Here is a 24275-nt window from a genome sequence, read left to right as displayed (position 1 = left end):
GCCCTATATATCAAAGCCTAATATTGTGCCATTTGGCATACCTGCAAGTCACCTTTACCGATTAGACATACTGGATCGATGTTATTTTACCATAAGATCAGATATTTGGAATTTTATAAGCAAAAACTTTGGTATAGATTACTTACACCCTTTACTGGATGGGGATTTAGTAGATTTTTGTGCCACCATACCTACAAGATTATTTAAGAACAGACCCCCCAGAAGTTTGTTTAAAAGTGCATTATATAACGATCTGCCAAAAGATCTTTTGGAAGGAAACAAAAGGCCACTGAGTAAAGTAGAACTTCCAACCAATGAACAGCTCCTTCAAAAATTAAGAGAGTATCAAACGCACTTTTCTGATTTAAACAACTCCTTTGCAGGTGAAGTATATCCGCTGCAAAATATTTCAAACGAACTGCGGCAGCTAGAATCGTATCTAAAAAGAAGTAATCACACCAATGACCAACTCAATGCATCTATTCATTATCTACTAAAAATGTTCAATATAGTGGCACAGCGAAGCAAATTTCTCAATAACTGCTTCTCGTGAAAAAAAGAGGAGAACCAGCAATTGATTCTCCCTTGATTTTTTTATGATGGCCCAAAAGGAGACGTTTCAGTCATAACAACCCCTCCTGATTCACTTTCTCTCACCGAAAGATCCTCGATCTCCGGCTTTTGCCATTCTTCTTTTTCTTCTGGATTCATAGATTTAATATTTAATAGTTAAGCAATAGTATTATCAACTTCTACTAGGGAAAAGCCCAGTTAATGCGATGCAAAAATTGACGGCAAGGTAGGGCTGCATATTATTAAATTCTGAGCTTATGCCTCCTGAAAGGCCGCCGGTTATGGTAGTGGAAACTTCAGTGTTTGCAGTTAGATCGTTTTCTACTCCTCCAAGCGTATTCCCTTGAGTATAGGCTGCACTGTTATCATAAATCTCAAGAGCATTGCTCGTTTGCGTATCCATAGCCAGCTTGGCCAGAGGCTTATCAGGAGCTGCCGCTGCATTTCCCGGATTATCACTTACCTTTACAACTACATCACCGGATATAGTGGTCCGCGCCACGGAAGTTGCGGCTATCGGGGCTGCCGCCGGCAAATTAGCTTGAGTTAAGACAGTCGATTCCATTCCCGATTTCTGACTAATTGGTCTAGGCGTTAATCCTGGGCCGGTTCCATAGTGCATGGGCACCCTTCCTCGTAACTCCGGAAGTCCAAAAGTGGTACGCCCGTCGCCCCCGTAGTTTGTTCCTAAAAGCGCAAATAGTGCATTGTTCTGAGCAATAGCTTGTACTTGACCGTTACATTGGGCCCAGCCTCGTGGTGGAAAATCAAACCCAAACATTCTGATTTCTCCAAGATATGGTTCTGCCATTTTAAAATTATTTAAGTGAATAAAAATTATAGTGAATAAAAATCAAATTACCGATTTGGCGTATTTTTAAAATAAACTTGGTGTCTACAAGTTATGCTTTTTATTGACGATTCACAATAATGTGGTAGAAATCAATGCCTTGGACGGTAATCGTGCGGTGGTTATCCTGATATTAGTATTCAGAACCAGTAGCGAGCGACCAAAGCCACAAAGGCCATATGGCAATCCCTCCGAACAAATTGGCAAGGGTTTTCTGGAAACTCTAAAATTACCTCTTTCCCCAGAGTGTTGCCTAAAAGTTTCCTTTAGGGAATTTAGGGGTTAAAAAATCATATCATTAATTTAAAAATTAAGAAAAACTATACTGCTTATGTCTCAAAATCCCTCACCATTTTTACCTGTTTCCGAAATAAACTTTAGAAGAGCCAAGTTTCCGAAAGATTTACCCTTTTTGGCATCCGTATTTAAGAGTACCAGAGTTCATGAGTTTGAACCTCTGATCGACTGGGACGATCAAAAAATTGATGCTTTTTTGCAGATGCAGTTTGAAATGCAGCACAACTATTATCAAAAGGAATATGCGGAGGCGGAATACTTAATCATCAAACTTGGTGATACAAAGGTAGGCCGCTTATATAAGGATTATCGTGAAGATGAAATCAGGGTCATCGATATCGCATTGCTTACAGAGTTTAGGGCACAAGGTACCGGTGGTAAAATCATGGAAGACATTATCCATGAAGCTTCCGGAATGAACAAGAAAGTTCGAATACATGTGGAGCGAAATAATCCCGCCCAGAAATTATATGACCGACTTGGTTTTAAGCTGATTAAACCTGGTGATGTCTACAATTTACTGGAGTGGGGCAAATAGACCTGCTCAGGAAGGAAAGGTTATTAACCACAAAGTGCGCAAAGGAGACACAGAGACCGCAGAGTTTTTTTGCATATCCTCAGTGAACTCCGTGTCCTTCGTGGTTAAGCTTTTAAACCGCAGAGGGCGCTAAGGTCTCAGAGGAATCTATTGTTTTTGGTGTCCTTTGTGAGACCATAGTGCTCTCCGTGGTAAAAAAACTGCCTCAGGAAGGATTATTAACCACAAAGCGCTCAAAGGAGGCACAGAGACCCCAAAGTTTTTTTTTAAAACCTCAGTGAACTCCGTGTCCTTCGTGGTTAAGCTTTTAAACCGCAGAGGGCGCTGAGGTCTCAGAGGAATCTATTGTTTTTGGTGTCCTTAGTGAAACCTTGGTGTCCTCCGTGGTAAAAAAACTGCCTCAGTCGGGAAAGGTTGTTAACCACAAAGCGCTCAAAGGTGGCACAGAGACCCCAAAGCTTTTTTTTAAACCTCAGTGAACTCCGTGTCCTCCGTGGTTAAGCTTTTAAACCGCAGAGGGCGCTGAGGTCTCAGAGGAATCTATTGTTTTTGGTGTCCTTAGTGAAACCATAGTGTTCTCCGTGGTAAAAAACTGTCTAAGAAAGGAAAGGTTATTAACCACAAAGTGCTCAAAGGTGGCACAGAGACCCCAAAGCTTTTTTTTAAACCTCAGTGAACTCCGTGTCCTCCGTGGTTAAATTTTTAAACCACAAAGGGCGCCGAGGCCCCAGAGAAATTTATCGTTTTTTGTGTCCTTAGTGAAACCTTGGAGTCCTCTGTGGTAAGAAATTAAGCATGAACGGGAAAAATGCCGAACTGATCAAGGGCTCAATCTTCCAATCTTCCAATCTTTCAACCCCCAACCTCTTCTACCCTACCAGATAATACCAGCCCAATAAAGTGACAAAGGAAAGCGGAATGCCTATCCCCACCAGCAGGGAGGCGAGCTTGGCATTGAGGTCATGGTTGATAGCAATGATGGAACCGGTGATCATCGGGGCCATGGCGGTTTCCATTACGCTGACTTTGTAAAGGATGTCATTTTCATCAAAGAGCAGCTGGTAAGCAAAGAAAATGACCGTGGGTATCAGAAGAAGTTTATAGGACAGTCCGTACCATAAGTGCTGAATGGAGAGGTTTTCCGCATTGATCTTTACCTGCAGCCCCACTGAAATCAAAGCAATCGGGGTAAGGGTAGCGGCAAAGGCTTCCAACATTTCATGTGGGATGCCGGAGAGCCTGACCTGAAAGACATTCATGCCAATGGCAATCAGGAAAAAAAGAAAGGGCGGGAAGGTCAGGATTTTTTTGGTGACATCTCTTTTTCGTTTTTTCTCCTGACCATAGATAGAGGACACAATGATAGCTATGCTGCTGACAATGATAAAGGAACCTGCTTGGTCTACCATCAGGGCAATCTTTAGACCCTCTCCTCCATAAAGGGCCTCGATAATAGGAAATCCGATAAAGGAGGTATTGGCCAGGCCTGGAACGATGATCAGGCACCCGGTAGTGGCCTTGCTCCAACCGAACTTTTTTCCCAAAGTCCCAAAAATGATCCACGAAAGTCCAAAGCTGATCCAGGCCGTTAGTACTGGAAGTAGCAGATTGACCGATAATGCCGTCTCGGGAATATGTAATAAGGCCAAAGCAGGCAGAACAATATAGATAAGATAGTTGTTAAGGGCTTTGGGAGCATCCTTCGGCATTTCCTTAACCTGCTGTAAAAGGATACCGATGATAAGGCAAAGGATGACGAGAAAAAGGTTGGTCATGATTAGAAAATAGTAATGTATTGGCCGATCGATTGCAAAATTAACAAAAATGTAATCTGTTAGCAGTCAATATTTTAATTTTGTGTTTTACCTTGTAGCTAAACGATGAGATTATGACGAAACTAGTACCGATTCTGATTGGTGAGCAGCGCATGATTCAACTGTCCCAATTGAGTATGGACGAGGCGAATGACCTCCGTAGCTTTTTGCCTGGTTCCAGCATCAAGAAAATGAATTTTGAGGGAATGGAGCTGCACGACTGTATTGATTTCAAAACCTATGAATATTGGGTAAATTCCAACCGGGTGAAAGAAGGCAGTACGGCTACCATATGGGATTTGTGATCAGAGCATTCCGAAATTTTTTCTTTTTTCCCTAAAGTACTCCTCCAATTGGGGATATACATTGCTTTTGGCTTCCGGAATTCCGGCAAGTGTATAGTTCATATCGCCTTTAATATCCTTGCTTTCCACCTCCAGTGTTTCGATCAAAAAGATGAACTCCTGAAGGCTAAGCGGCCTGTTGGATTTTTCCGGGCTCAAATCAAATTCATTGCCGTAAAAATCCACGGCTTCATAATATATTTTCCCATCAAGAGGAGCGGCATAAATACTGATTTCTTCTCCCCATTGGCTTTCAGGATAGGATAGTTTTGCCAGTAAGGCAGAGGGACCGGTCCCATCGAAATAACTTTTTGGTGCATATTCAAGGTCAATCATACCTCAAAAGTAAGGGATATATTATTGGATTTAAACCCAAGCCTTGATGGGATGGGCTAGTTTTTACGTATCCGCCGCTTTTTGAATCAAGCAATTTGGCAATCAATTGGATAATACATTGTTTCGAACTAATTTTGGGCAGCCAAAAATATATTGGTCATTTTTGGGTGATTCGGTAAAGAATCGGGCAATATGACCGGAATTTGGGTAAAAGACATAAAACACAAGAGCATACGCATGAAAAGAGACCAGGTAATATTTGACCTTATCCAAAACGAAGAAAACCGTCAAAAAAGAGGTATCGAGTTGATTGCCTCTGAAAACTTCACCAGCAAGCAGGTGATGGAAGCAGCAGGTAGTGTATTGACCAATAAATATGCGGAGGGACTTCCTAAGAAGAGATACTATGGAGGTTGCGAAGTGGTGGATGATATCGAGCAGATTGCCATTGACCGTGCAAAAGAGCTTTTCGGTGCTACTTGGGCGAATGTTCAGCCCCACTCCGGTGCCCAGGCCAATGCTGCTGTGTTTTTGGCCTGCCTGCAGCCAGGTGACAGCATCTTGGGTTTTGACCTTTCTCACGGGGGACACCTTACCCACGGTTCTCCGGTCAACTTTTCCGGAAAAAATTACAAGCCCCACTTTTACGGCGTAGAAGAAGAGACGGGTATAGTCAACATGGATAAAGTGGCCGAAATCGCCAAGGAAGTTCAGCCAAAACTGATCATCTGTGGTGCTTCTGCTTATAGCCGTGACTGGGATTATGCAAGGTTCAGAGAAATTGCCGATGAGGTTGGAGCGCTGTTATTGGCGGATATTTCCCATCCAGCTGGCCTGATTGCCAGAGGTCTTTTGAACGATCCGTTGGAGCATTGCCATATTGTGACCACTACTACCCACAAAACCCTAAGGGGAACCAGAGGTGGCTTGATCATGATACGTGAAGACTTTGACAATCCGTTCGGACTTAAGAACCCTAAAGGAGAATTGAGGAAGATGTCCCAGCTGTTGGATTCAGCGGTATTCCCAGGTATGCAGGGCGGTCCTTTGGAACATATCATTGCTGCTAAGGCTATCGCATTCCAGGAAGCCCTTTCTGATGACTACATGGAATATGTGCTTCAGGTGAAGAAAAATGCTTCTGTGATGGCGGATGCTTTTGTGGAAAAAGGATATAAATTGATTTCTGGTGGTACAGACAACCATTTGATGTTGATCGACCTGAGAAACAAAGATCTTTCCGGTAAAATAGCAGAAGAAACACTTGGTAAGGTGGATATCACCATTAATAAAAACATGGTGCCGTTTGATACCCGTTCTCCTTTTGTGACTTCAGGTATGCGTGTAGGTACTGCTGCTATCACGACCAGAGGTTTAAAAGAAGAGGACATGAAAAAAATCGTAGACCTGATTGACAAGGCTTTGATGAACCATGAAGACGCAGCTCTTCTTGGAGAAATCAAGTCAGAGGTGAACGATTGGATGGTCCAGTTTCCATTGTACTAAGTAAAGTAGAAATTTCGTGGCATTAGATCAATACAGGGAAGAAGAGGAAGAAGAAGGAATGTCTTTTTTGGACCATTTGGAGCAATTGCGTTGGCATTTGGTCCGGTCCATAGCTGCCATCCTGATATTTTCAGTACTTGCTTTCCTTTCAAAAAGCATCGTTTTCGGAGAAGTGATATTGGGGCCGTCCAAGGTAGATTTTCTTACCTATAGGATGCTTTGTAAACTGTCGGCCATGCTCAGTATCCCGGCGCTGTGTATAGACGAGCTTCCCTTCATCTTGCAAAGCCGCCAGATGACGGGACAGTTTTCCATGCACATGACTTCCAGTTTGGTGGTGGGCTTGATCGTGGCTTTTCCATACGTGTTTTGGGAAGTATGGAAATTCATCAGCCCAGGACTTTATGATAAGGAGCGAAAAGCAGCCCGGGGAGCGGTGTTCTTTGTCAGCTTGTTGTTCTTTATGGGAGCAGCCTTTGGCTATTTCCTTTTGGCCCCCTTATCGATCAATTTCCTGTCCAATTACAGATTGGACGCTTCTATTGCCAACGAATTTGATATCACCTCCTATATTTCTACCTTGACCATGCTGGTGCTGGCCTCGGCCGTGATGTTTCAGCTACCTGTGGTGATTTATTTTCTGTCCATGTCAGGTCTGGTAAATTCGACCATGTTAAAGGCATACAGAAGACATGCTATTGTGGTGATCTTGGTTTTGTCTGCAGTCATCACACCTCCGGATGTGATCAGTCAAATCCTGATAGCCATGCCGATTTTGGTATTGTATGAAGCGGGGATTATGATAGCGAAGCGGTTGGAACGCAAGAGAAAATTGGAATTTGAATAAGCATAGTAATTAATAATCAAAACATCATGTCCAAGAAAATAGCTATCGGCGGAGACCATGCCGGATACGATTATAAGGAGAAGTTAGTAGCCTACTTGACAGAAGCGGGATACGAGGTGAAGGATTTTGGTCCTTTTTCGGATGCATCGGTAGATTATCCTGATTATGTACATCCGCTTTGTCAAGCATTGGAAAGTGGAGAGTATGAAAAAGGCATCGTAGTATGCGGAAGCGGAAATGGTGTAGCGATCACAGCAAACAAACATCAGGGAATCCGGGCAGCGATCTGCTGGAACAACGATTTGGCGGCGCTTTGCAGACAGCATAATGACGCTAATGTGATTTCCGTTCCTGCACGTTTTGTCTCTTATGACTTGGCCCAGGAAATGGTAGGTACCTTCCTGAATACCGACTTTGAAGGTGGAAGGCATGCAAACAGGGTGAATAAAATAGCTTGCCAGTAGTAGGAGGCTGTCTCATAATAAAAAAGGCTCAGCAGATTATGCTGAGCCTTTTTTTATTAGTTTATAGATAACTATCTAAACGTATATTTTAAGCCTAGGCCTGCCCTGAAATAATTATCCCGCTCTCCTGTAGGAAAGATAGGACTGGCTTCAAGTAGAAAGCCGAAATTCCGAGTGGATGGAAATGGCTTTACCAATACGCCGAGAGGAATACCCAAGTATAGTTCATTTTCGCTTCCTTGGTCATCTACTCCCAAATGGAATCCGCTGTAGAAGTTAACTTCGTCCTTTTTTACGAAGTTGTAACCAAAGGTTCCTTCCACGTCCACGTTTCTACCCGCTTGAACTCTGGCTTCGCCAAACATTTTGTTGTCGGGGTCGCTCCCTATGGCGGCAAAAGTCCCCGTACTTAATTGATAAACCCCGGCGCTGATCTGTGCCCTAGATTCGTGTTGCAAAAACAGAAAAGCGGTTAATGATAATATCAAAAACTTTTTCATAATAAATAGTTGGTTTAGTTTTCAATATCCTATTAAACAAACTCTTTGCCAAAGTGTACAATTTTAAAAAAAGATACTGGTCAGGCCCTTCAAATACAGGGCTGGTTATTGATTTTTTCTTTCAGAAAAATCTTGACCATTTCCAAGGCTTTCACAAAGCTGTTGTTGTTCGGGATGATGAGATCGGCATCATGTTTAAAAGGCTCAATGTATTTTTCGTAAGTAGGCATGACATGCTTTTCATACCGGTACAATACATCGTCCAAATCATAGCCTCGTTCGACTTTGTCCCGAACGATCCTTCTTTTGAGCTTAATATAATCTTTGGCGTCAATAAAAATTTTCAGATCCAGGAGATCGGTCAGTTGTGGTGAATACAAAACAAAAATCCCCTCCACCACTACTACCGGGGCCGGGGTGAACTCCAGCATTTTAGGGGTCCGGTTGGGATTGTTAAAGGTATATTCCTGTCTAAAAACCTTGTGACCCTGCTGAAGCTTTTTGATGTCAGCGGCATAGGCATCAAAATCAAAGGAATAAGGGGTGTCGTAGTTTTCTATGCCCTCATCATCCAGCGGTTGCTGGTCAATGGGTTTGTAATAGTTATCCTGAGAGATAAGACAGATTTCCTCCGGTTCGAAGGTCTGAAGCAATTTGCTCAGGAAGAGGGTTTTACCTGAAGCACTCCCCCCTGTAATACCGATGATATAAGGCTTTCTCATGTGACTGAATTTATCAAACACCCCAAAAAAGTAGGGGGTTATCGATAGCTGTTAAGGAATTCGATCAGTTTTCTCACGGCCTTTCCCCGGTGGCTGATGGCGTTTTTTTCCTGCATGGAAAGCTCCGCAAAAGTTTTGTCATATCCTTCTGGAAGAAATACGGGGTCATAACCAAAGCCTTTAGATCCTGACCGCTCCAAAGTAATGTGGCCTTTGGCTACACCTTCAAACCGATGTTCTTCCCCTTCTAAAATCAAAGCAATGATGGTTCTAAACTGGGCGGACCGCGTCATCATGCCGTTCATGTTGTTCAGCAAAAGATCCACATTGCGTTCATCGCTTCGGGGTTCTCCGGCATACCTTCCGGAATAAACTCCCGGGGCTCCTTCCAAAGCATCTACCTCTAGACCTGTATCATCTGCAAAACAGCTGACACCATAATTCTGGTACACATAGCGGGCTTTTTCGAAGGCATTATAATCCAATGTGTCCCCGGTTTCAGGGAGTTCCTCCTTACAGCCTATTTCTGCAAGGGATACAATGGTGAAGTCCGGCTCCAGGGCCGCTTTTACCTCTTCTATTTTTTTGGGGTTGTTAGTAGCAAAGCAGATTTTCATGCTTCAAAAATAAGCAATTTTTTAAGGCATGGAAGTGAAGGATGCGGGATAGTTAAGGAGAAGAAGTATCTTCGTATTGATTTAATGGAATGGCTTTGCGAAAGGGGATAAAATTCCGGTTATTAGTGAGATTGTCTTACCTGAGCACTTTTAGATAATGAAGAAAATTACGGTTTACTGTGGTTCCAATGAAGGAAACAATCCAGCGTATAAAGCGGGAGCCATCGCTTTGGCGAATGAAATGATACAACGTAAAATGGATTTGGTTTATGGTGCGGGAAAAGTCGGTCTGATGGGTGTCATCGCCGACCAAATGTTGGGGGTGGGGAGAAATGTCTATGGCATCATCCCTCAAAAGCTGGTTGATGTGGAGAGGGCGCATAATGGCTGCACAGAGTTGACAGTAGTGGAAACGATGCGGGACAGAAAATGGCTTATGGCTGAAAAGGGAGATGGTTTTATAGCCATGCCGGGAGGAATCGGTACTTTAGAAGAGCTATTTGAAATCATGACCCTCAACCAGCTGGGATATATTCAAAAGCCATTGGCGCTCTATAATGTTTCGGGATATTATGACAAGTTAATTGCGTTTTTGGAATTTTCTTCGAGTGAGGGCTTTCTCAGAAAAAGCCAAATGGACTTACTGATTATCAGCGAAGATCCCCGTGAATTATTGGATAGGATGGCTGATTATAAGCCGGAGTTCATTCCGAAATGGGGAGAGTAAGGGTTATTTTTCTATTAACAAATAGAAATGATCGTCTATCTCTATCGCCTTTATCTTAAATAAAACGAAACATAAGCTTAAACACTTTGAAGCAATAGCACGGTAATTTTGGGAACAACTTTAAATACCCAGTTATGAAAAAACTATTGACAATCAATGCTGTTTTGAGCAAAAAACATGGAGACTAACATTCCTACTATAGATTTTTCTCTATCAGTGCCATCAATTTTTTCAATTGCTCGGCATCTGTTTCGTCGAAATCATTGAGCTGGTCACTGTCGATATCCAACACCAAGGCCACTTCGTTATTTTTAAAGCCGGGCAATACAATTTCGGATTTGGAAGCCGAACTACAGGCGATATGCCCTGGAAAAGCATCCACATCAGGTACCAATTGGGTTTTTCCTTCTTTCCAGGCCATTCCACAAACACCTTTACCATAAGCGATTCGAGTGCAGGCTATCGGGCCTTGAAAAGGACCCAATACCAACTGCTCCCCTTTTACGATATAAAAGCCGACCCAGAAAAAGTCAAAAGCCTCTTTTAAGGCAGCACTGATATTGGCCAGATTGGCTGTAAGGTCCTCCTCACCTGCAGTGAGGGCCTCCAACTGGGGCAACAGTGCCTCGTATTTTTCCGTTTTGGTAGCGTTTTTGGGTAGGAATAAGGATTCTGCCATAATTTAATTGATATAGATCTCCAGTTTGTCTCCCAAAATATCAAGAACCTCATCTGCGTGTTGCCTTAATTTGGGAGCTTCAATACCATTTATAAATTTACTTTTGCCTGTAAACACACGGGCTTCGTCCCAAAGTTCACTTTGAATGAATTTTTGGAGTAAATATGCCCCCCCCTCTATAATCACACTTTGGACTTTCTTTTTATGTAGGTCGGCTAAAATGTCCTGGATACCAAAGCCTTCTTCTAATTTGACGTAGCTTAAATTTTCCAAACTTTCATCTTTTATCAAATTGTAGCAAACCGTCGGAATACTTTGGTCAAAAAGTGCCAAGTTTTTATCCAAGGAAAGTTGTTTATCCAGAACAATCCTCAATGGATCAGTTCCTTCCCAATCGCGCACATTAAGTTTTGGGTTGTCATATAAAGCCGTTTTGGTCCCTACCATAATGGCATCTTCCTCTGCCCGCCACTTATGAACCAACTGTCGGCTCAGCGGATTGGATATCCATTTGCTGTCATAATTTCCCCGGGCTACAAAGCCATCTTTAGTCTGCGCCCATTTGAGAATGACATAAGGCCTTTGTTTTTCTATAGCAGTAAAAAACCGCTTGTTCTGTAATCTTGCTTCCTTTTCAAGTATGCCCGTAACCACTTCTATTCCTGCTTCCCTTAAGATTTTGAGGCCTTTTCCTCCAACCAAGGGATTGCTGTCAAAAGCAGCTATAACCACCTTTTTCACCTTTTTTTCCACCAAGAGCCGGGCGCAGGGCGGGGTTCTGCCAAAATGGGCGCAAGGTTCAAGGGTGACATATACCGTTGAATCAGGGAGCAATTCGGTTTGCTGTACACTGTGTATGGCGTTGGGTTCGGCATGTGGGCCACCGTACTGCTGATGATACCCCTCTCCTATTATCTTGCCTTGGTGGACGATCACACACCCCACCATGGGATTAGGACTTACATTTCCTCTTCCTCGCTCCGCCAGTTCAAGGGCACGGAACATATACTTTTGATCTTCGCTCATTCAAGCTTGTGTTTATGAAGGAATACGGTGGTCTACTCTTCTGTTCTGCTCAGCAAAATGGTTTCCATTTGGGAAACAGAATCTATTTTGGTGGTGATAATGCTCGTCAAGCTGTCCTTATAAGTACTTATCGGCTCAAAATAGACCTTATATTCTCCAGCCTGTAGGTTTCTGAAAAGAAAATTACCGCTATCATCGGTCAAAGTGGAAACGGTATCCTCCCCTATGATGGCATGGACAAAGGGCTGAGCTTCCACAGGGCTTACTCTTCCGCTTATCTGCGCGGTTTCTCCAGTAACAAAGGAATGTACCATAGGTGTGAAGACAAAACTCCCTGGACTTTCCGCATCGGATTTGATGGATTTTGCCAGGTCAATGTCCAAAAAGATATCGTATGAATTACCCCCGATCAAGTCATAATCCACCTCTACAAGTACTTCTTTATCTTGCTCATTTTCAAACGAGAGGGGTATACGGGCTTCGTCTTTTATCAAGAAATGCTCTTCTCCAAAAAGCAGTTTAAGCTGGCTTATTTTGCCCAGGGGCAGTTCGGTACGCCCAAGGATAAGTTGGCTTCCGGCCACTAAGCTGCTGACATTTACATTATTGCTCAAAGGGATGTAGTCCAAAGCAAACCACTCGCTGGTGGAGGCACTGTTGCCACTTTGGGCATAAACTTCAGCACCTGTAATTTCCAGCCATACCTGATCAAAGTCACCGGGAGCATCGGAAAGGTAAATGTTAACGAGTGCCCTGTTCTCGTTTGACGCATCTGATAAACAGGAAAGCGTCAAAGCAAAGAAGGGGATCAGCAGCAGAAAAGTATTTTTTGTTGCAGCCATTGCCTATGGAGTTTTGTTTAGGTAACTAACGTCAAAGCAGTACCTTTTGATTTGTTGATAGGCAAAAGTAAGCAATTTGAAGGGTTTAAGGGATAAGATAATCCCTAATTGTACCAGTGTTTTACCATGGCAGTTTAGGGTAAAAGCAAAGGGGCCGTTTAGCCCCTTTTGATAAATTTGTTTAAATAACGATGGAATTGATCAGCTCTTAATCTACTTCCACTTCAAGATCTGATTTCATTTCGAGTTCAATCGGCTCAAGTATCGTGATATCTCCTTTTTTGGTTAGAATATTGTAAATCGTATCTCCTTCATAGTTTTCATTAGGATCTATGATCAAAGTATATTCCCCTGAAATAAGACCCCTCAATGCAAAAGCCCCCGATTCGTCGGTGAATGTACTCACGGTATCTTCATTAATGATGCCATAGACTATAGGATCAGCATCCACAGGAAGTACTTGGCCTTCTAAAGAAGCCGACTCCTCTGCTACGACCCTAAGCACCGGTTTTAGAATATATTGGCCTGAGTTACCCGCTTTGACGATGGATTTGGCTGCATCGAAGTCGATCACCAAATCATACTGTATGCCCGCCATCAGTTCTTGGTTCAATTTAAGTTTCAGACCACTTTGCTGTGCGCTGGGAGTCTTAAGAGGAATCTCTTCTCCATCGATCACCAGGAAGTTATCTTCACCCAGTAAAAGTCTGATTTGTGAAATTTCTCCCGCTGGGATTTCCCTGGAACCAATGGAAGCGTGGTTGCCTCCTACAAGAGATAATAAGTTAAGATGGTGTTCATCCGAATCATGCGGGATGGAAATCCATGCAGAATCATCTGATTCATCTTCACCTTTGGTTAGAATTTCTACCCCCAATACTTCCACCCAAAAAGCATCGTATTCAGCAGGAGCATCAATCAGGGAAACATTTACCCTGGCAGTTCCCCCCATTTCCTTGCTAACCTCATTGTCGCAAGATGCTAGTAAAAGCAGTACAAAAAGGGCTAATGGCCAGCTTTTATAGTTAAAAGATCTCATAGTGTAATCTGTTGGTTTAGTGTCGCATTTAGTAAACAATAAACATGCCATGAGCTTCTTTGAAGTTTCTATAAAATATCAATCAGTCTTTCCAAATTCTGCTGTCCTCGGTGATGTGCCAAGTATGTTCCCCGGTTAAGGAAGGGGCTGAAATTTTAAAACGGCTGGTACTGACTTCAAATCTAGGGTTGAATTTCTCAAGCCCTTTTGCAGCAGGCAGCTCTTTTAAGCTTGCAGCATATTTGCCGGTTTTGCCAAAATAGGCTCTTTGCTGGTGAAAGATCTTCCTCAACGCATCCTTCACTTTTTCATCCTCTGGAAGCTGGAAATTCTCTGTTCCAGAACCGACGGGAAGCTTCGCAAACTGCAAATATCCCCAGTATTCGGGCATATGCATATTGATATGGCCTATGGGAGACCATACCCAATTGTATTCGGGAAAGGGTTTGCCAGTATCGGGATTTATCTTTTTCTCATACTGGCCATCAACAACTTCCAGCTGCCATTGTACTCTGGAAAAATTGATGCGCCATTGCTCCCCATGATTTGGGGGAACAAAGTAAGGGCCTCTTTGCGATAACGCTTTCCAAGGAATCGCCATCTCTACAGTCCAAGACTGGTCTTCATCGCTGGGATCGTTGATGGTTCCATTAAGTTGAATGCCCTTTTTGAAGCCATTGATGTTCCACCCATTGATGGGATCACCTGCGTTTCGATAAGGTTGGGTCATCAATAAATCCCATTCCGTTCCCAGGGCATTTATTTCCAGCTCATAATAGTTGTGGGTGTCCCCGTCCGGATCTATAAATACTTCAATGTCGTTCTCATGAAAAATAACAGATTCCCTTTCGGTATAAGTGGCCCAAAGATGAGGCTCTTCCATCCATACAGCGATATAAAGATGCTCGTCATCCCAGAGCATTTTCATCTTGGTGTCATAAAGAGGCTTGGGCTTTTTGTCTCCTTCTATGTCAATAAAAAGGTCGGACCATTCTGCAGAAAGCCATGAAGGTTCGTCCATTTTTCCGTCCATTGTGAGGGATTCGGTGCTCCGGTAAGCCACGTAATGCCTTCTGTCCTCTGTTTCTTGGGCAAATAATCCCATTGAAGAAAAGATTAAAATAAGTGTTAGCCAGGGTTTCATTTGGTTAAAATTTTAATTAACAGTAATTACTTTGCAAATATATTTAATAACAATAAAGCAACGATTCTTTTCAGGTAATTATACGAGTGAGGAATGTGGAAAAATTGGATTCAGATGATTTTATTAGGTTTTTGACCAGATTTTTAAGTGGGATCATTAATTTTGGACATGATGAACTGGGAACAGCTGTTAAGGGCCGGCCGATCTGATCTGAACGAAAGAAAAGATGCGAGTCCCGACCAATATAGAAGTGAATTTGAGCGAGATTATGACCGGATTATTTTTTCGGCTCCATTTAGAAATCTACAGGACAAGACCCAAGTGTTTCCTTTGCCAGAACTGGACTTTGTACATACACGGCTTACGCATAGCTTGGAAGTGTCCAGTGTGGGGAGGTCTTTAGGGAAGTCTGCCGGGGACTTTCTTATGGCGAAGTATCCTGAATTGGCCCAAAAGGGGATCAGCTCCAGTGATATTGGAGCCATTGTAGCCGCTGCAGCCCTGACACACGATATTGGAAACCCTCCCTTTGGTCATGCCGGTGAGGATGCGATTTCCGATTTCTTTAAATTCCACCCAGACGGGCAATGCTGGAAAGGACATCTAAGCGAAAAGGAGTGGGCAGACATGACCAGTTTTGAGGGCAATGCCCAAGGCTTTAGGATGTTGCTGAAAAAGGAAAACGGCCTTCAGCTTTCCTATGCGACCTTGGCTGCATTTACAAAATACCCGAGGCCAGCATTGATAGACAAGAAGGATAAAAATCGAAGAAGCCAGAAGAAATTCGGCTTCTTTGCTGACCAGATCAGCCATTATAAGCTGCTGGCTGACTTACTGGGAATTCCTTCTTCAGGAAAGAACACTTGGTTCCGGTATCCCTTGGCCTTTTTGGTGGAAGCTGCGGATGATATTTGCTACAGCATCATCGATTTGGAGGATGGCTGTACGCTAGGTTTGGTGCAGTTGGAAGAAGCGGTACCCTTGCTGGCAGAAATAATCGGCGAGCGGTTTAGGGAGGAAAAACTAAATGCCATTAAATCCAGGGCCCAAAAACTGGCCATCTTAAGGGCAATGGCCATTGGAAGGCTGGTGGACGAAACGGTAGAGGCCTTCAAAAAGCATGAGGAAGCAATGCTTTGTGGAGAGTTTGATATGGCGCTGACAGACATCATTCCTTCTGCCAAGATTTTGGAAAAGATCAGTCAACTTTCCATTGAAAAGATTTACCGTTCCCAGCCGGTTCTGGAAAAGGAAGCGGCAGGATTTCAGGTACTGGAAGGGCTGCTGGAGGTATTTTCCGAGGCTTTATTCAACAAATATTTTGATTCCAACCATTTTTCTGGAAAGGATAGAAGTATCCTAAGGCTGCTGCCAGAGGAATTCCAGCATGATAAGGAAGCATTGATGCCTTACCTGCTTTTGAGAAATCTGATTGATTTTATTTCCGGTATGACCGACAAGTACGCCCTTTCCTTGTACCGAAGGGTAAAGGGGATTGCATTGCCGGGGGCTTAGGAAGTTGGAGGTTCGAAGGTTGAAAAAATATAAACATGAAGGTATTAAGAACATGAAGGCCTCTTCTCCTCCAAAAGCCAGCCCTTAATCTTTCTTAACACCTTAATGGTTTAAAAAAAACATGAAGAAATGAAGGCTTTAAGGACATGAAGACCTTTTCTCCTTCAAAAACCTAACCCTTAATTTTTCTTAATACCTTAATGGTTAAAAAAAAAGAAGCCGGGGCAATGACCACTGTCAATGTCCCCGGCTAGCTGCGGTTGATTTGATTTTGAATATTTAGCGCATTTAACGTGCCAAAGCAGTAGATCCCTTTAAAAAAAGCGTTCCGAATCAGTTAAACTATGGAAATTGTCAATTGTTTTCCACAGAAAGCCATAAAACAGTTGCTTTCTTCAGAATCTAACCGAAGGTAGTAGAATCAGGCCTTCCCTCCTTTTGTACAATATAAAAATCTTAGGAATTGTGGTGGTTTGGACATGGAAAATAACAGCAAATTTCCTACTTAAATGACATTAGAAATAAGGCTAAATAAGCAAAATCTCACTTTTTTTGAACCGCCATCCCTTTATAATACTAAAGGCATACAGAAGGCCCTTTTAGGGTAGCTATCAATAGTGCTTTTTGGAGCAAATGGCCTTTGGATATCTCCGAATGGGGTCATGTTTTTGGCTCTTTTTGTCGAACCGAAAAGCATTATTACCCAACCAATCATGGCGGGATAAACCAAAAAGCGAGTTTTTCAGTTTTTCACATACATAAACCCTACTTTTCTATTAACTTTGTGCCTGCTTTTGAAAGGATTACGGGGGCTTGGCCTAAGTGTCAATGGAAGTAATCCTCATCTTAAAGAATTGAGTAAGAAGTAATAAAGGAGATATCGTGAAAAAATATCAGGAGTTTAAACAAGTAGATTATCCCGGAATAGGTGACAGCGTGCTGAGCTATTGGCAGGAAAACAAGATTTTCGAAAAGTCTGTCCAAAACCGTGAGGGAGCAGAAACTTTTACCTTCTTCGAAGGACCGCCTTCAGCGAACGGTACTCCAGGGATCCACCATGTGATGGCCAGGACCTTAAAGGATATTTTTTGTCGTTACAAAACCCTCAAGGGCTTCCAAGTAAAAAGAAAAGGTGGCTGGGACACACACGGCCTACCTGTGGAGTTGCAAGTGGAGAAGGAACTTGGCATTACCAAAGAAGATATCGGTAAAAAGATTACGGTAGAAGAGTACAATAGAAAGTGCCGTGAGACGGTCATGCGATTCAAAAACGAATGGGATGACCTGACCGAGAAGATCGGCTATTGGGTGGATTTGGATGACCCTTATATCACCTTTGATTCCAAATACATCGAGTCATTGTGGAGCCTGTTGAAACGCCTTTATGAAAAGGATATGCTTTACAAAGGCTACACCATACAGCCCTTTTCCCCTGCCGCTGGGACAGGGCTTAGTTCCCATGAGCTTAACCAACCTGGCTGCTATAGGGATGTGAAAGATACTTCCCTGACGGCCCAGTTTAAGGTGAAGGGCAAGGAAGATGAATACATCCTTGCTTGGACCACTACTCCTTGGACTTTGCCATCCAACTCGGCACTTGCAATAGGAGAGAAGCTGGACTATTTAAAAGTGAAGACCTTTAACCAATATACCTTTCATCCTCAAACGGTGATCTTGGCAAAGGCAAGAATGGGCGCTTACTTCAATAAAAAGGCGGCAGAGCTGAAAGTGGAAGACTATAAGCCTGGGGATAAACTGATCCCTTATGAGGTGATCGAGGAATTTAAGGGGACGGATCTGTTAGGATTGGAATATGAACCCCTTTTCCCCATAGCAGGAATCAAGCTGCCCCATCCGGCCTATACCGTTATTCCAGCGGACTATGTGACCACTGAAGACGGTACAGGGATCGTTCACCTGGCCAAAGCTTTTGGTGCGGATGACTTCAGGACATTGGTACAGGCCGATGTTCCGGGCGTATTTGTTAAGGATGAACATGGCCATGATGTCCCCGTAGTGGATAGATTGGGAAGGTTCCTTCCTGTGATCGGTGAATATCTTGCGGCCAAAATGAAGGAACACGAAATCACAGCCCATAAGGAATATGGAGAGAATGATTTCTATGTTAAGAACTACCTGAAGGAAGATGAAGATGCAAAGGATTACAAAAATACCGATGTGATCATCTCTATCATCCTCAAAAATGAAAATAAAGCATTCAAAGTAGAGAAATACGAGCACAGTTATCCACATTGCTGGAGAACGGACATGCCGGTCTTGTACTATCCGCTGGAAAGCTGGTTTATCAAAACCACCGCTTGCAAGGAGCGCTTGGTGGAATTGAACAAAACGATCAATTGGAAGCCAGAGGCTACCGGTACAGGCCGTTTTGGCAACTGGCTGGAAAACCTGGTGGACTGGAACCTTAGCCGGACCCGATTCTGGGGAACTCCGCTTCCCGTATGGAGAAACGAAGATGCCACAGAAACCAAGTGTATAGGTTCCATTGCCGAACTGAATGAGGAGATCGAGAAGTCCATAGCAAAAGGCTTCATGAGCGAATCGCCTTTTAAAGGAGAAGAAACAGACCTGCACCGACCATATGTGGATGATGTGATCCTGGTAGACTCCAAGGGTGAGAAGATGTTCCGTGAACCGGATCTGATTGACGTTTGGTTTGACTCGGGGGCCATGCCTTATGCGCAGTGGCACTACCCTTTTGAAAACGAGGAGATCTTCAAGGCCAATTATCCCGCGGACTATATCGCGGAAGGGGTGGACCAGACTAGAGGCTGGTTCTTTACCCTGCATGCGATTGCGGTGATGTTGTTTGACAGCGTGGCTTTCAAAAATGTGATTGCCAATGGCCTGGTGCTAGACAAAAACGGCAACAAGATGTCCAAGCGTCACGGTAATGCCATCGATCCGTTTAAGACCTTGAAAGAGTACGGGCCGGATGCGCTTCGCTGGTACATGCTTTCCAACGCCAACCCTTGGGACAACCTGAAGTTTAACCTGGAAGGAGTGGCTGAAGTGCAGCGAAGATTCTTCGGTACCCTACAAAATACCTACAACTTCTTTGCGTTATATGCCAACTTGGATCATTTCACCTATGATGCATCCAAAATGGTACCGGTGAGCGAAAGGCCGGAGCTGGACAGATGGATCATTTCCAAGCTGCAAACCCTGATCAATGAAGTGGAGACTTCCATGGACAATTATGATGCGACCAGGGCTACCCGTGCCATCATGAACTTTACCGTGGATCAGCTATCCAACTGGTATGTCCGCTTGGCCAGAAAACGGTTCTGGAGAGGAGAAATGAATGAAGACAAGCAGGCGGCGTATGAAACCTTGTACGAATGCTTGATCACACTTTGCCAGTTGATGTCCTCTTTTGCTCCGTTCTATGCCGACTGGATGTTCAAGAACCTGACCGAAGGGGCAAAAGAAGCCGGACAAGCGGTACCTGAATCTGTGCATTTGACCGATTGGAAAGCTGCCGACAGTTCCTTGATCAATGAAGACCTGGAAACCAGCATGCAGTTGGCACAGGATATTTCTTCACTGGTGCATAGCCTGAGGAAAAAAGACAAGCTGAAAGTACGACAGCCGCTTCAGAAGATCCTGATCCCGATTCTGAACGAAAAGACCAGAGAGCAAATCCAGCATGTGGAGGAGCTGATCAAGTCAGAAGTCAATATCAAGGGTATAGAATATATCGATGATGCTTCGGGGATTTTGGTGAAAAATGCCAAGCCGAACTTCCCGCTTTTGGGCAAGCGCTTTGGACCGAAAATGAAGCTGGTTGCCGCTGCTGTAGCTAAGTGGGGCCAGGAAGAAATCGGCAGCCTTGAGAAAAACGGTTCTATCGAGATCGACTTGGATGGGGAAAAGGCTGAACTGGTATTGGAAGAGGTGCTGATCACTTCCCAGGATATACCGGGCTGGTCCGTAGCCAGTGACAATGGCATCACCGTGGCCTTGGATGTGACCCTGACGGATGAGCTGAAGCAAGAAGGCATCGCCCGTGATCTGGTCAACCGTATCCAGAACCTGAGAAAGGACATGGGGCTGGAAGTTCAGGATAAGATCACCATAAAAGTGGCCAAGCTGAATGAACAGGTGGATAAAGCTTTGGAAAACTTTGCGGATTATATCCAGTCCGAAACCCAGGCGCTATCCCTTTCCGTTAATGGGGATGTAGCTGAAGGGACCGTGTTGGATATGGATGATTTCGAACTGAAAGTGAAGGTGGAAAAAGTATAAGCCATTGCTTGGTCCATTTCGGATCATTAGAATAATATGAACATGAAATACTTGAAATACTTTGGCATTACCTTTTTGGTCATTTTAATCGATCAGGCGGTAAAGCTTTTGGTACATACCGAAATGGACATGGGATCTGCCGGACAGATCAAAGTGCTTGGAGACTGGTTTAAGCTGCATTACACGACCAACCCCGGAATGGCCTTTGGAATGGAGCTGGGCTCTGATTATGGAAAACTTATCCTAACCTCCTTCCGCTTGGTGGCCATGGTAGGTATAGGCTACTATCTCTATTACCTGATCAACAAAAAAGTCCACGCAGGCTATATCGTTTGCATCGCAATGATCTTGGGCGGAGCCATCGGAAATCTCGTAGACAGCGTTTTCTATGGTATTTGGCTAAACAATGCTCCTGCCACCGCTACTACTCCTTGGTTCCACGGGCAGGTAGTGGATATGTTTTATATCGATATTTGGGAAGGCTTTATCCCGGACTGGGTGCCACTGTGGGGAGGAAGTTATACAGCCCTCTGGCCAATATTTAATATTGCAGATGCCTCCATATTTATCGGCGTAGTGCTGATATTACTCTTCCAGAAGAAATTTTTTGCCGAAAGCCACAAGGAAGAAAAGAATGAACCGGAGGAAGATGAGATCCAAAAGCAGTTTATAGAAGAGAAATAAGAAGGTGTCCACGAATTTCACGGATTTGCACGAATTATTTTTGTGAAATTTACTTGAAGCATCAGAAATTCGCACAGCAAACTTTCTTTGTGGCAAGAAGGTGTATAATTAGATAAAAAAATAATCAGATAGCCCTGGAGTAATTCAGGGCTGTTTTTTTTTCAAAACGTTCTAACTGACGAACAAACACTGAATAGTTTGTATCTGTTGTATTTTGCTAATCTTTAACCACGGCGCACACGGAGTTCGCTGGGCCTCTACAACAACCTTTACTTCCTCTGTGCCACCTTTGGGCACTTTGTGGTTAATAATCTTTCCTTCTTGGAACAGCTTTTTTACCACGGAGGACACCGAGGTTTCACAAAGGGCACAAAAAAATACTTTCTCAGTGTCCTCTGAGTCTTCTGCGGTTTACAAGTTTGACCACGGAGGACACGGAGGTCTCACAAAGGTCACAAAAAAATATTTTCTTCGTGTCCTCTGAGTCCTCAGTGGTTTAAAAGTTTAACCACGGAGAACACGGAGTTCGCTGAGGTTTTACTAAACCCTTTACTTCCTCTGTGCCACCTTTGGGCACTTTGAGGTTAATAATCTTTCTTTCCTGAGGCATTTTTTTACCACGGAGGACACCGAGGTCTCACAAAGGGCACAAAAAAATACTTTCTCAGTGTCCTCTGAGTCCTCTGTGGTTTACAAGTTTAACCACGGAGGACACGGGGTTCGCGGAGGTTTTACAAAAAAAAACTTTGAGGTCTCCGTGCCACCTTGGTGTACTTTGTGGTTAATAAACAGTAAATTTTATCTCAAAGAAAAAACCCGGCATTGCCGGGCTTTCTTTTATTTGTCGATGGATCCCATGACCCGTTTCATAAAGGTGTTCATGGCTTCCTTTTTATCCATGCCATCTTTGATCATTTTACTGACTTCCAAGCTACCGTAAAGGTTGGAAAGCAGTTCTCCCATTACTTCGATCTCTTCGTCCTTGAGAGAAGAAATTTCGGTCATGGACTCCAAAAGTTCTATTGTTTCATTTACCCAGTCCTCATCGTTTTCCTCAATGAAGCTGAGCACATGCTTAATTATTGGCAATCTCATCTATCAGGGCTTTTAGGTTTTCTTCTTTGTTTGTCTGTGTCTGGTTGATCAACTGCCCCCCTTTGAAGGAAGCAAAAGTAGGTAGGTTGTTCACCTGAGCCAACTTACGTGATTTTGGAAGCTTTTCGGCATCAACGTACAAAAACTTGATGTCTTCGTAGGTTCCGGACAACCTTTTCATTTTTGGTTTCATAATACGGCAATTCCCACACCATGAAGCTCCGTACTGAACGATTACCTTTTCATTTTCTTCGATGATGTCCTTTAAGTTGTCTTGTTCTAATTCCTGTAGCATATTTTCGTTGTTTTCTTTACTGATTATGACTCAAAGGTAATATCAATTGTTTTTGTAAACCAATTGATAAAATCTATCTCCGATAGATGTGATTAATAATGGTCTTCATTGATAAAAGGTATCAGGGCCAATAGCACCGCTTGCTCATAGTACTCTTTTCTATTGACGATCCCATTGGTCAGAATTCCCACAGCTCCGTTACCTTGTTTGGAATCTTCCCGTTTAAAAACTCGGTCGTCGGCCTCACCGAGCTCCATCCCTTGTTTGACCAGGCCTGTAACGGCTTTGGGCAGAAAGAAGGTGGATGTCTTTGATTTACCTGTTTTTCCTGCTTTGTCCATTACCACTATCCAGGCAAAGGCGACAAGGTCCTCACCGAGTTCCTCGACTCCCCCTTCTATCCCTATCCAAAAATCGCCTTCGGGAAACGCTTTTTTAGCATTGGCGGCCCTGTTATAAGCACCTTGGTAAGTCTCTAAATCGCCAAAGGGCTGTTCGTTGACATCTGAATTGATGTTTAATCCTTGGACAATACAACCGTTTTTCGGAAAGGCTTTTTTAAACCCGCTTTCGGTACAATCAATCTTAACGGGGTTTTTGCTGCCCACAGTGACCAAAAACTGGTCGCTGTGCTGTTGGATATTTTTTCTTTTTGGAAATGGCATCGATCATCTTTTAAAAACAAAAAAGCCTTTGGAGGTATTCCAAAGGCACTGGGAATTTCCCTTATGAAATATTATGGTAGACGTGATTGACATCATCATCTTCTTCCATTCGCTCGATCATTTTATTGACCTCTTCTTCCTGTTCTTCTGATAGGTCTACCGTGGTGGTAGGAAACCGCTGGAATTCGGCACTGGTCACTTCGATATTTCTTTCCTCCAGTGCTTTTTGCATATTGCCAAAGTCCTCAAAGGCAGTGTAGATAAAGATTTCACCTTCATTTTCATCGATGTCCTCCAGTCCAAAGTCGATCAGGTCCAGTTCCAATTCCTCCAAGTCATGCTCATCTTTGGGGAATCTGAATACGGCCTTATGATCAAACATAAAACTTACAGAACCGGAAGTTCCTAAAGCTCCTCCTCCTTTGGAGAAATAATGCCTGACATTGGCCACTGTACGGTTGATATTATCGGTAGAGGTTTCTACGAGGATGGCCACCCCATGCGGAGCAAAGCCCTCGTATACAATTTCCTCATAGTTACTTTGGTCTTTGTTGCTGGCTCTTTTGATGGCCGCTTCTATACGGTCTTTGGGCATGGCGGCACCCTTGGCGTTTTGCATGACCGTCCGCAGCTTAGGGTTGTTGTCCGGATCTGGTCCGCCCGATTTTACTGCAATTACGATCTCTTTGCCCAATCGGGTAAACACCTTGGACATTTTACTCCACCGCTTGAATTTTCTTTCTTTTCTAAATTCGAATGCTCTTCCCATATGATTTTACTTTTCAGGATTGTAAAAATAATAAATCTTTTGAATTGGCTCATCATAAGTGGACAAACAAGTGTTTTTACGAAGCAGGCTTTTTATATTTGTTGTACCACTCATAAAT

At 43.4% G+C, this 24275-nt stretch carries 25 protein-coding genes and 1 pseudogene; 10 read left to right on the top strand and 16 right to left on the bottom strand.

The genetic code is table 11. The features are described from left to right. A partial coding sequence (locus ACYVAA_RS11910) for an asparagine synthase-related protein (protein WP_460541889.1) occupies positions 1 to 553 on the top strand: 553 nt, incomplete at its 5' end. 192 nt (positions 554 to 745) lie between these two features. Here the strand turns inward: ACYVAA_RS11910 and ACYVAA_RS11905 are convergent. Next, positions 746 to 1138 (bottom strand): hypothetical protein, encoded by a 393-nt coding sequence (locus tag ACYVAA_RS11905; protein WP_460541897.1) that lies wholly within the window; start codon positions 1136 to 1138, stop codon positions 746 to 748. Positions 1139 to 1255: 117 nt separating this feature from the next. After that, positions 1256 to 1354 (bottom strand): annotated as a pseudogene (locus tag ACYVAA_RS11900) (tail fiber protein); the annotation flags it as partial. A gap of 400 nt (positions 1355 to 1754) precedes the next feature. On the opposite strand from ACYVAA_RS11900, the gene ACYVAA_RS11895 reads away from it, so the two are divergent. Then, positions 1755 to 2258 (top strand): GNAT family N-acetyltransferase, encoded by a 504-nt coding sequence (locus ACYVAA_RS11895; RefSeq protein WP_460541887.1) that lies wholly within the window; start codon positions 1755 to 1757, stop codon positions 2256 to 2258. 869 nt (positions 2259 to 3127) lie between these two features. Here ACYVAA_RS11895 and ACYVAA_RS11890 read toward each other — a convergent pair. Continuing rightward, the gene (locus ACYVAA_RS11890) at positions 3128 to 4033 is read right to left on the bottom strand and encodes an AEC family transporter (protein WP_460541885.1); all 906 of its coding nucleotides are present in this window, start codon (positions 4031 to 4033) and stop codon (positions 3128 to 3130) included. A gap of 113 nt (positions 4034 to 4146) precedes the next feature. Here ACYVAA_RS11890 and ACYVAA_RS11885 point away from each other — a divergent pair, with 113 nt between their 5' ends. Further along, positions 4147 to 4377: a hypothetical protein gene (locus ACYVAA_RS11885; protein ID WP_460541883.1), complete on the top strand. Its 231-nt coding sequence runs from the start codon at positions 4147 to 4149 to the stop codon at positions 4375 to 4377. Here the strand turns inward: ACYVAA_RS11885 and ACYVAA_RS11880 are convergent, their stop codons facing one another. Beyond that, on the bottom strand, positions 4378 to 4752 hold the full coding sequence (locus ACYVAA_RS11880; protein WP_460541881.1) for a UDP-glucuronosyltransferase: 375 nt from the start codon (positions 4750 to 4752) through the stop codon (positions 4378 to 4380). Positions 4753 to 4989: 237 nt separating this feature from the next. Between ACYVAA_RS11880 and ACYVAA_RS11875 the strand changes: the two genes are divergently transcribed. From ACYVAA_RS11875 to rpiB, 3 genes are read left to right on the top strand one after another with little or no spacing between them, the layout of a single operon-like run. Further along, positions 4990 to 6258 (top strand): serine hydroxymethyltransferase, encoded by a 1269-nt coding sequence (locus tag ACYVAA_RS11875; RefSeq protein WP_460541879.1) that lies wholly within the window; start codon positions 4990 to 4992, stop codon positions 6256 to 6258. 16 nt (positions 6259 to 6274) lie between these two features. Next, positions 6275 to 7105 carry a twin-arginine translocase subunit TatC gene (gene tatC / locus ACYVAA_RS11870; protein WP_460541877.1) on the top strand — a complete coding sequence of 277 codons (831 nt, stop codon included), beginning with the start codon at positions 6275 to 6277 and terminating at the stop codon, positions 7103 to 7105. Between the two features lie 26 nt (positions 7106 to 7131). Beyond that, positions 7132 to 7569 (top strand): RpiB/LacA/LacB family sugar-phosphate isomerase, encoded by a 438-nt coding sequence (gene rpiB / locus ACYVAA_RS11865; RefSeq protein ID WP_460541875.1) that lies wholly within the window; start codon positions 7132 to 7134, stop codon positions 7567 to 7569. Positions 7570 to 7640: 71 nt separating this feature from the next. Here the strand turns inward: rpiB and ACYVAA_RS11860 are convergent, their stop codons facing one another. The 3 genes from ACYVAA_RS11860 to ACYVAA_RS11850 form a co-directional block, all read right to left on the bottom strand. Then, complete coding sequence (locus ACYVAA_RS11860) at positions 7641 to 8069, bottom strand: outer membrane insertion C- signal (protein WP_460541873.1); 429 nt, start codon at positions 8067 to 8069, stop codon at positions 7641 to 7643. 89 nt (positions 8070 to 8158) lie between these two features. Beyond that, on the bottom strand, positions 8159 to 8791 hold the full coding sequence (gene udk / locus ACYVAA_RS11855) for a uridine kinase family protein (protein ID WP_460541871.1): 633 nt from the start codon (positions 8789 to 8791) through the stop codon (positions 8159 to 8161). Between the two features lie 38 nt (positions 8792 to 8829). Further along, entirely contained in the window at positions 8830 to 9408 is a 579-nt protein-coding gene (locus tag ACYVAA_RS11850) for a Maf family protein (protein ID WP_460541869.1), read from the bottom strand. A gap of 157 nt (positions 9409 to 9565) precedes the next feature. Between ACYVAA_RS11850 and ACYVAA_RS11845 the strand changes: the two genes are divergently transcribed. Further along, positions 9566 to 10135, top strand: a complete 570-nt coding sequence (locus ACYVAA_RS11845; protein WP_460541867.1) for an LOG family protein — start codon at positions 9566 to 9568, stop codon at positions 10133 to 10135. A gap of 196 nt (positions 10136 to 10331) precedes the next feature. On the opposite strand, the gene ACYVAA_RS11840 is transcribed toward ACYVAA_RS11845, so the two are convergent. From ACYVAA_RS11840 to ACYVAA_RS11820, 5 genes are all read right to left on the bottom strand, one after another. Continuing rightward, positions 10332 to 10814, bottom strand: a complete 483-nt coding sequence (locus ACYVAA_RS11840) for a GAF domain-containing protein (RefSeq protein WP_460541864.1) — start codon at positions 10812 to 10814, stop codon at positions 10332 to 10334. Between the two features lie 3 nt (positions 10815 to 10817). After that, positions 10818 to 11840 (bottom strand): bifunctional diaminohydroxyphosphoribosylaminopyrimidine deaminase/5-amino-6-(5-phosphoribosylamino)uracil reductase RibD, encoded by a 1023-nt coding sequence (gene ribD, locus ACYVAA_RS11835; protein WP_460541862.1) that lies wholly within the window; start codon positions 11838 to 11840, stop codon positions 10818 to 10820. Between the two features lie 32 nt (positions 11841 to 11872). Then, positions 11873 to 12682 (bottom strand): DUF4382 domain-containing protein, encoded by an 810-nt coding sequence (locus ACYVAA_RS11830; RefSeq protein WP_460541860.1) that lies wholly within the window; start codon positions 12680 to 12682, stop codon positions 11873 to 11875. Between the two features lie 208 nt (positions 12683 to 12890). Further along, positions 12891 to 13721: a DUF4382 domain-containing protein gene (locus tag ACYVAA_RS11825; RefSeq protein WP_460541858.1), complete on the bottom strand. Its 831-nt coding sequence runs from the start codon at positions 13719 to 13721 to the stop codon at positions 12891 to 12893. Positions 13722 to 13803: 82 nt separating this feature from the next. Continuing rightward, on the bottom strand, positions 13804 to 14826 hold the full coding sequence (locus tag ACYVAA_RS11820; RefSeq protein WP_460541856.1) for a carbohydrate-binding family 9-like protein: 1023 nt from the start codon (positions 14824 to 14826) through the stop codon (positions 13804 to 13806). A 207-nt stretch (positions 14827 to 15033) separates the two neighbouring features. On the opposite strand from ACYVAA_RS11820, the gene dgt reads away from it, so the two are divergent. From dgt to ACYVAA_RS11805, 3 genes are all read left to right on the top strand, one after another. Further along, positions 15034 to 16380, top strand: coding sequence for a dGTP triphosphohydrolase (gene dgt / locus ACYVAA_RS11815; RefSeq protein WP_460541895.1), 1347 nt, complete (start codon positions 15034 to 15036; stop codon positions 16378 to 16380). 882 nt (positions 16381 to 17262) lie between these two features. Further along, a complete protein-coding gene (gene ileS, locus ACYVAA_RS11810; protein ID WP_460541854.1) occupies positions 17263 to 20649 on the top strand; it encodes an isoleucine--tRNA ligase in 3387 nt (1128 codons plus the stop codon). Between the two features lie 42 nt (positions 20650 to 20691). Next, on the top strand, positions 20692 to 21333 hold the full coding sequence (locus ACYVAA_RS11805) for a lipoprotein signal peptidase (protein ID WP_460541852.1): 642 nt from the start codon (positions 20692 to 20694) through the stop codon (positions 21331 to 21333). An 837-nt stretch (positions 21334 to 22170) separates the two neighbouring features. Here ACYVAA_RS11805 and ACYVAA_RS11800 read toward each other — a convergent pair. The 4 genes from ACYVAA_RS11800 to ACYVAA_RS11785 form a co-directional block, all read right to left on the bottom strand. Then, complete coding sequence (locus ACYVAA_RS11800; RefSeq protein ID WP_460541850.1) at positions 22171 to 22428, bottom strand: DUF6952 family protein; 258 nt, start codon at positions 22426 to 22428, stop codon at positions 22171 to 22173. Further along, positions 22409 to 22723 (bottom strand): thioredoxin family protein, encoded by a 315-nt coding sequence (locus ACYVAA_RS11795; protein WP_460541848.1) that lies wholly within the window; start codon positions 22721 to 22723, stop codon positions 22409 to 22411. The genes ACYVAA_RS11800 and ACYVAA_RS11795 overlap by 20 nt, the downstream gene beginning before the upstream one ends. 92 nt (positions 22724 to 22815) lie before the next feature. After that, positions 22816 to 23388 carry an inosine/xanthosine triphosphatase gene (gene yjjX, locus ACYVAA_RS11790; RefSeq protein WP_460541846.1) on the bottom strand — a complete coding sequence of 191 codons (573 nt, stop codon included), beginning with the start codon at positions 23386 to 23388 and terminating at the stop codon, positions 22816 to 22818. A gap of 61 nt (positions 23389 to 23449) precedes the next feature. Continuing rightward, a complete protein-coding gene (locus ACYVAA_RS11785; protein WP_460541844.1) occupies positions 23450 to 24157 on the bottom strand; it encodes a YebC/PmpR family DNA-binding transcriptional regulator in 708 nt (235 codons plus the stop codon). Positions 24158 to 24275: the final 118 nt, after the last annotated feature.

This window comes from Echinicola sediminis (assembly GCF_054777495.1).
The sequence above is the reverse complement of the archived record's forward strand: the minus strand, read 5'-3'. Positions and strand labels throughout refer to the sequence as shown.

Coding starts and splice junctions, on each gene's coding strand:
- ACYVAA_RS11905 (WP_460541897.1), bottom strand. CDS start 1,138: ATGGAATCGACTGTCTTAACTCAAGCTAATTTGCCGGCGGCAGCCCCG.
- ACYVAA_RS11895 (WP_460541887.1), top strand. CDS start 1,755: ATGTCTCAAAATCCCTCACCATTTTTACCTGTTTCCGAAATAAACTTT.
- ACYVAA_RS11890 (WP_460541885.1), bottom strand. CDS start 4,033: ATGACCAACCTTTTTCTCGTCATCCTTTGCCTTATCATCGGTATCCTT.
- ACYVAA_RS11885 (WP_460541883.1), top strand. CDS start 4,147: ATGACGAAACTAGTACCGATTCTGATTGGTGAGCAGCGCATGATTCAA.
- ACYVAA_RS11880 (WP_460541881.1), bottom strand. CDS start 4,752: ATGATTGACCTTGAATATGCACCAAAAAGTTATTTCGATGGGACCGGT.
- ACYVAA_RS11875 (WP_460541879.1), top strand. CDS start 4,990: ATGAAAAGAGACCAGGTAATATTTGACCTTATCCAAAACGAAGAAAAC.
- rpiB (WP_460541875.1), top strand. CDS start 7,132: ATGTCCAAGAAAATAGCTATCGGCGGAGACCATGCCGGATACGATTAT.
- ACYVAA_RS11860 (WP_460541873.1), bottom strand. CDS start 8,069: ATGAAAAAGTTTTTGATATTATCATTAACCGCTTTTCTGTTTTTGCAA.
- udk (WP_460541871.1), bottom strand. CDS start 8,791: ATGAGAAAGCCTTATATCATCGGTATTACAGGGGGGAGTGCTTCAGGT.
- ACYVAA_RS11850 (WP_460541869.1), bottom strand. CDS start 9,408: ATGAAAATCTGCTTTGCTACTAACAACCCCAAAAAAATAGAAGAGGTA.
- ACYVAA_RS11845 (WP_460541867.1), top strand. CDS start 9,566: ATGAAGAAAATTACGGTTTACTGTGGTTCCAATGAAGGAAACAATCCA.
- ACYVAA_RS11840 (WP_460541864.1), bottom strand. CDS start 10,814: ATGGCAGAATCCTTATTCCTACCCAAAAACGCTACCAAAACGGAAAAA.
- ribD (WP_460541862.1), bottom strand. CDS start 11,840: ATGAGCGAAGATCAAAAGTATATGTTCCGTGCCCTTGAACTGGCGGAG.
- ACYVAA_RS11830 (WP_460541860.1), bottom strand. CDS start 12,682: ATGGCTGCAACAAAAAATACTTTTCTGCTGCTGATCCCCTTCTTTGCT.
- ACYVAA_RS11825 (WP_460541858.1), bottom strand. CDS start 13,721: ATGAGATCTTTTAACTATAAAAGCTGGCCATTAGCCCTTTTTGTACTG.
- ACYVAA_RS11820 (WP_460541856.1), bottom strand. CDS start 14,826: ATGGGATTATTTGCCCAAGAAACAGAGGACAGAAGGCATTACGTGGCT.
- dgt (WP_460541895.1), top strand. CDS start 15,034: ATGATGAACTGGGAACAGCTGTTAAGGGCCGGCCGATCTGATCTGAAC.
- ACYVAA_RS11805 (WP_460541852.1), top strand. CDS start 20,692: ATGAAATACTTGAAATACTTTGGCATTACCTTTTTGGTCATTTTAATC.
- ACYVAA_RS11800 (WP_460541850.1), bottom strand. CDS start 22,428: ATGAGATTGCCAATAATTAAGCATGTGCTCAGCTTCATTGAGGAAAAC.
- ACYVAA_RS11795 (WP_460541848.1), bottom strand. CDS start 22,723: ATGCTACAGGAATTAGAACAAGACAACTTAAAGGACATCATCGAAGAA.
- yjjX (WP_460541846.1), bottom strand. CDS start 23,388: ATGCCATTTCCAAAAAGAAAAAATATCCAACAGCACAGCGACCAGTTT.
- ACYVAA_RS11785 (WP_460541844.1), bottom strand. CDS start 24,157: ATGGGAAGAGCATTCGAATTTAGAAAAGAAAGAAAATTCAAGCGGTGG.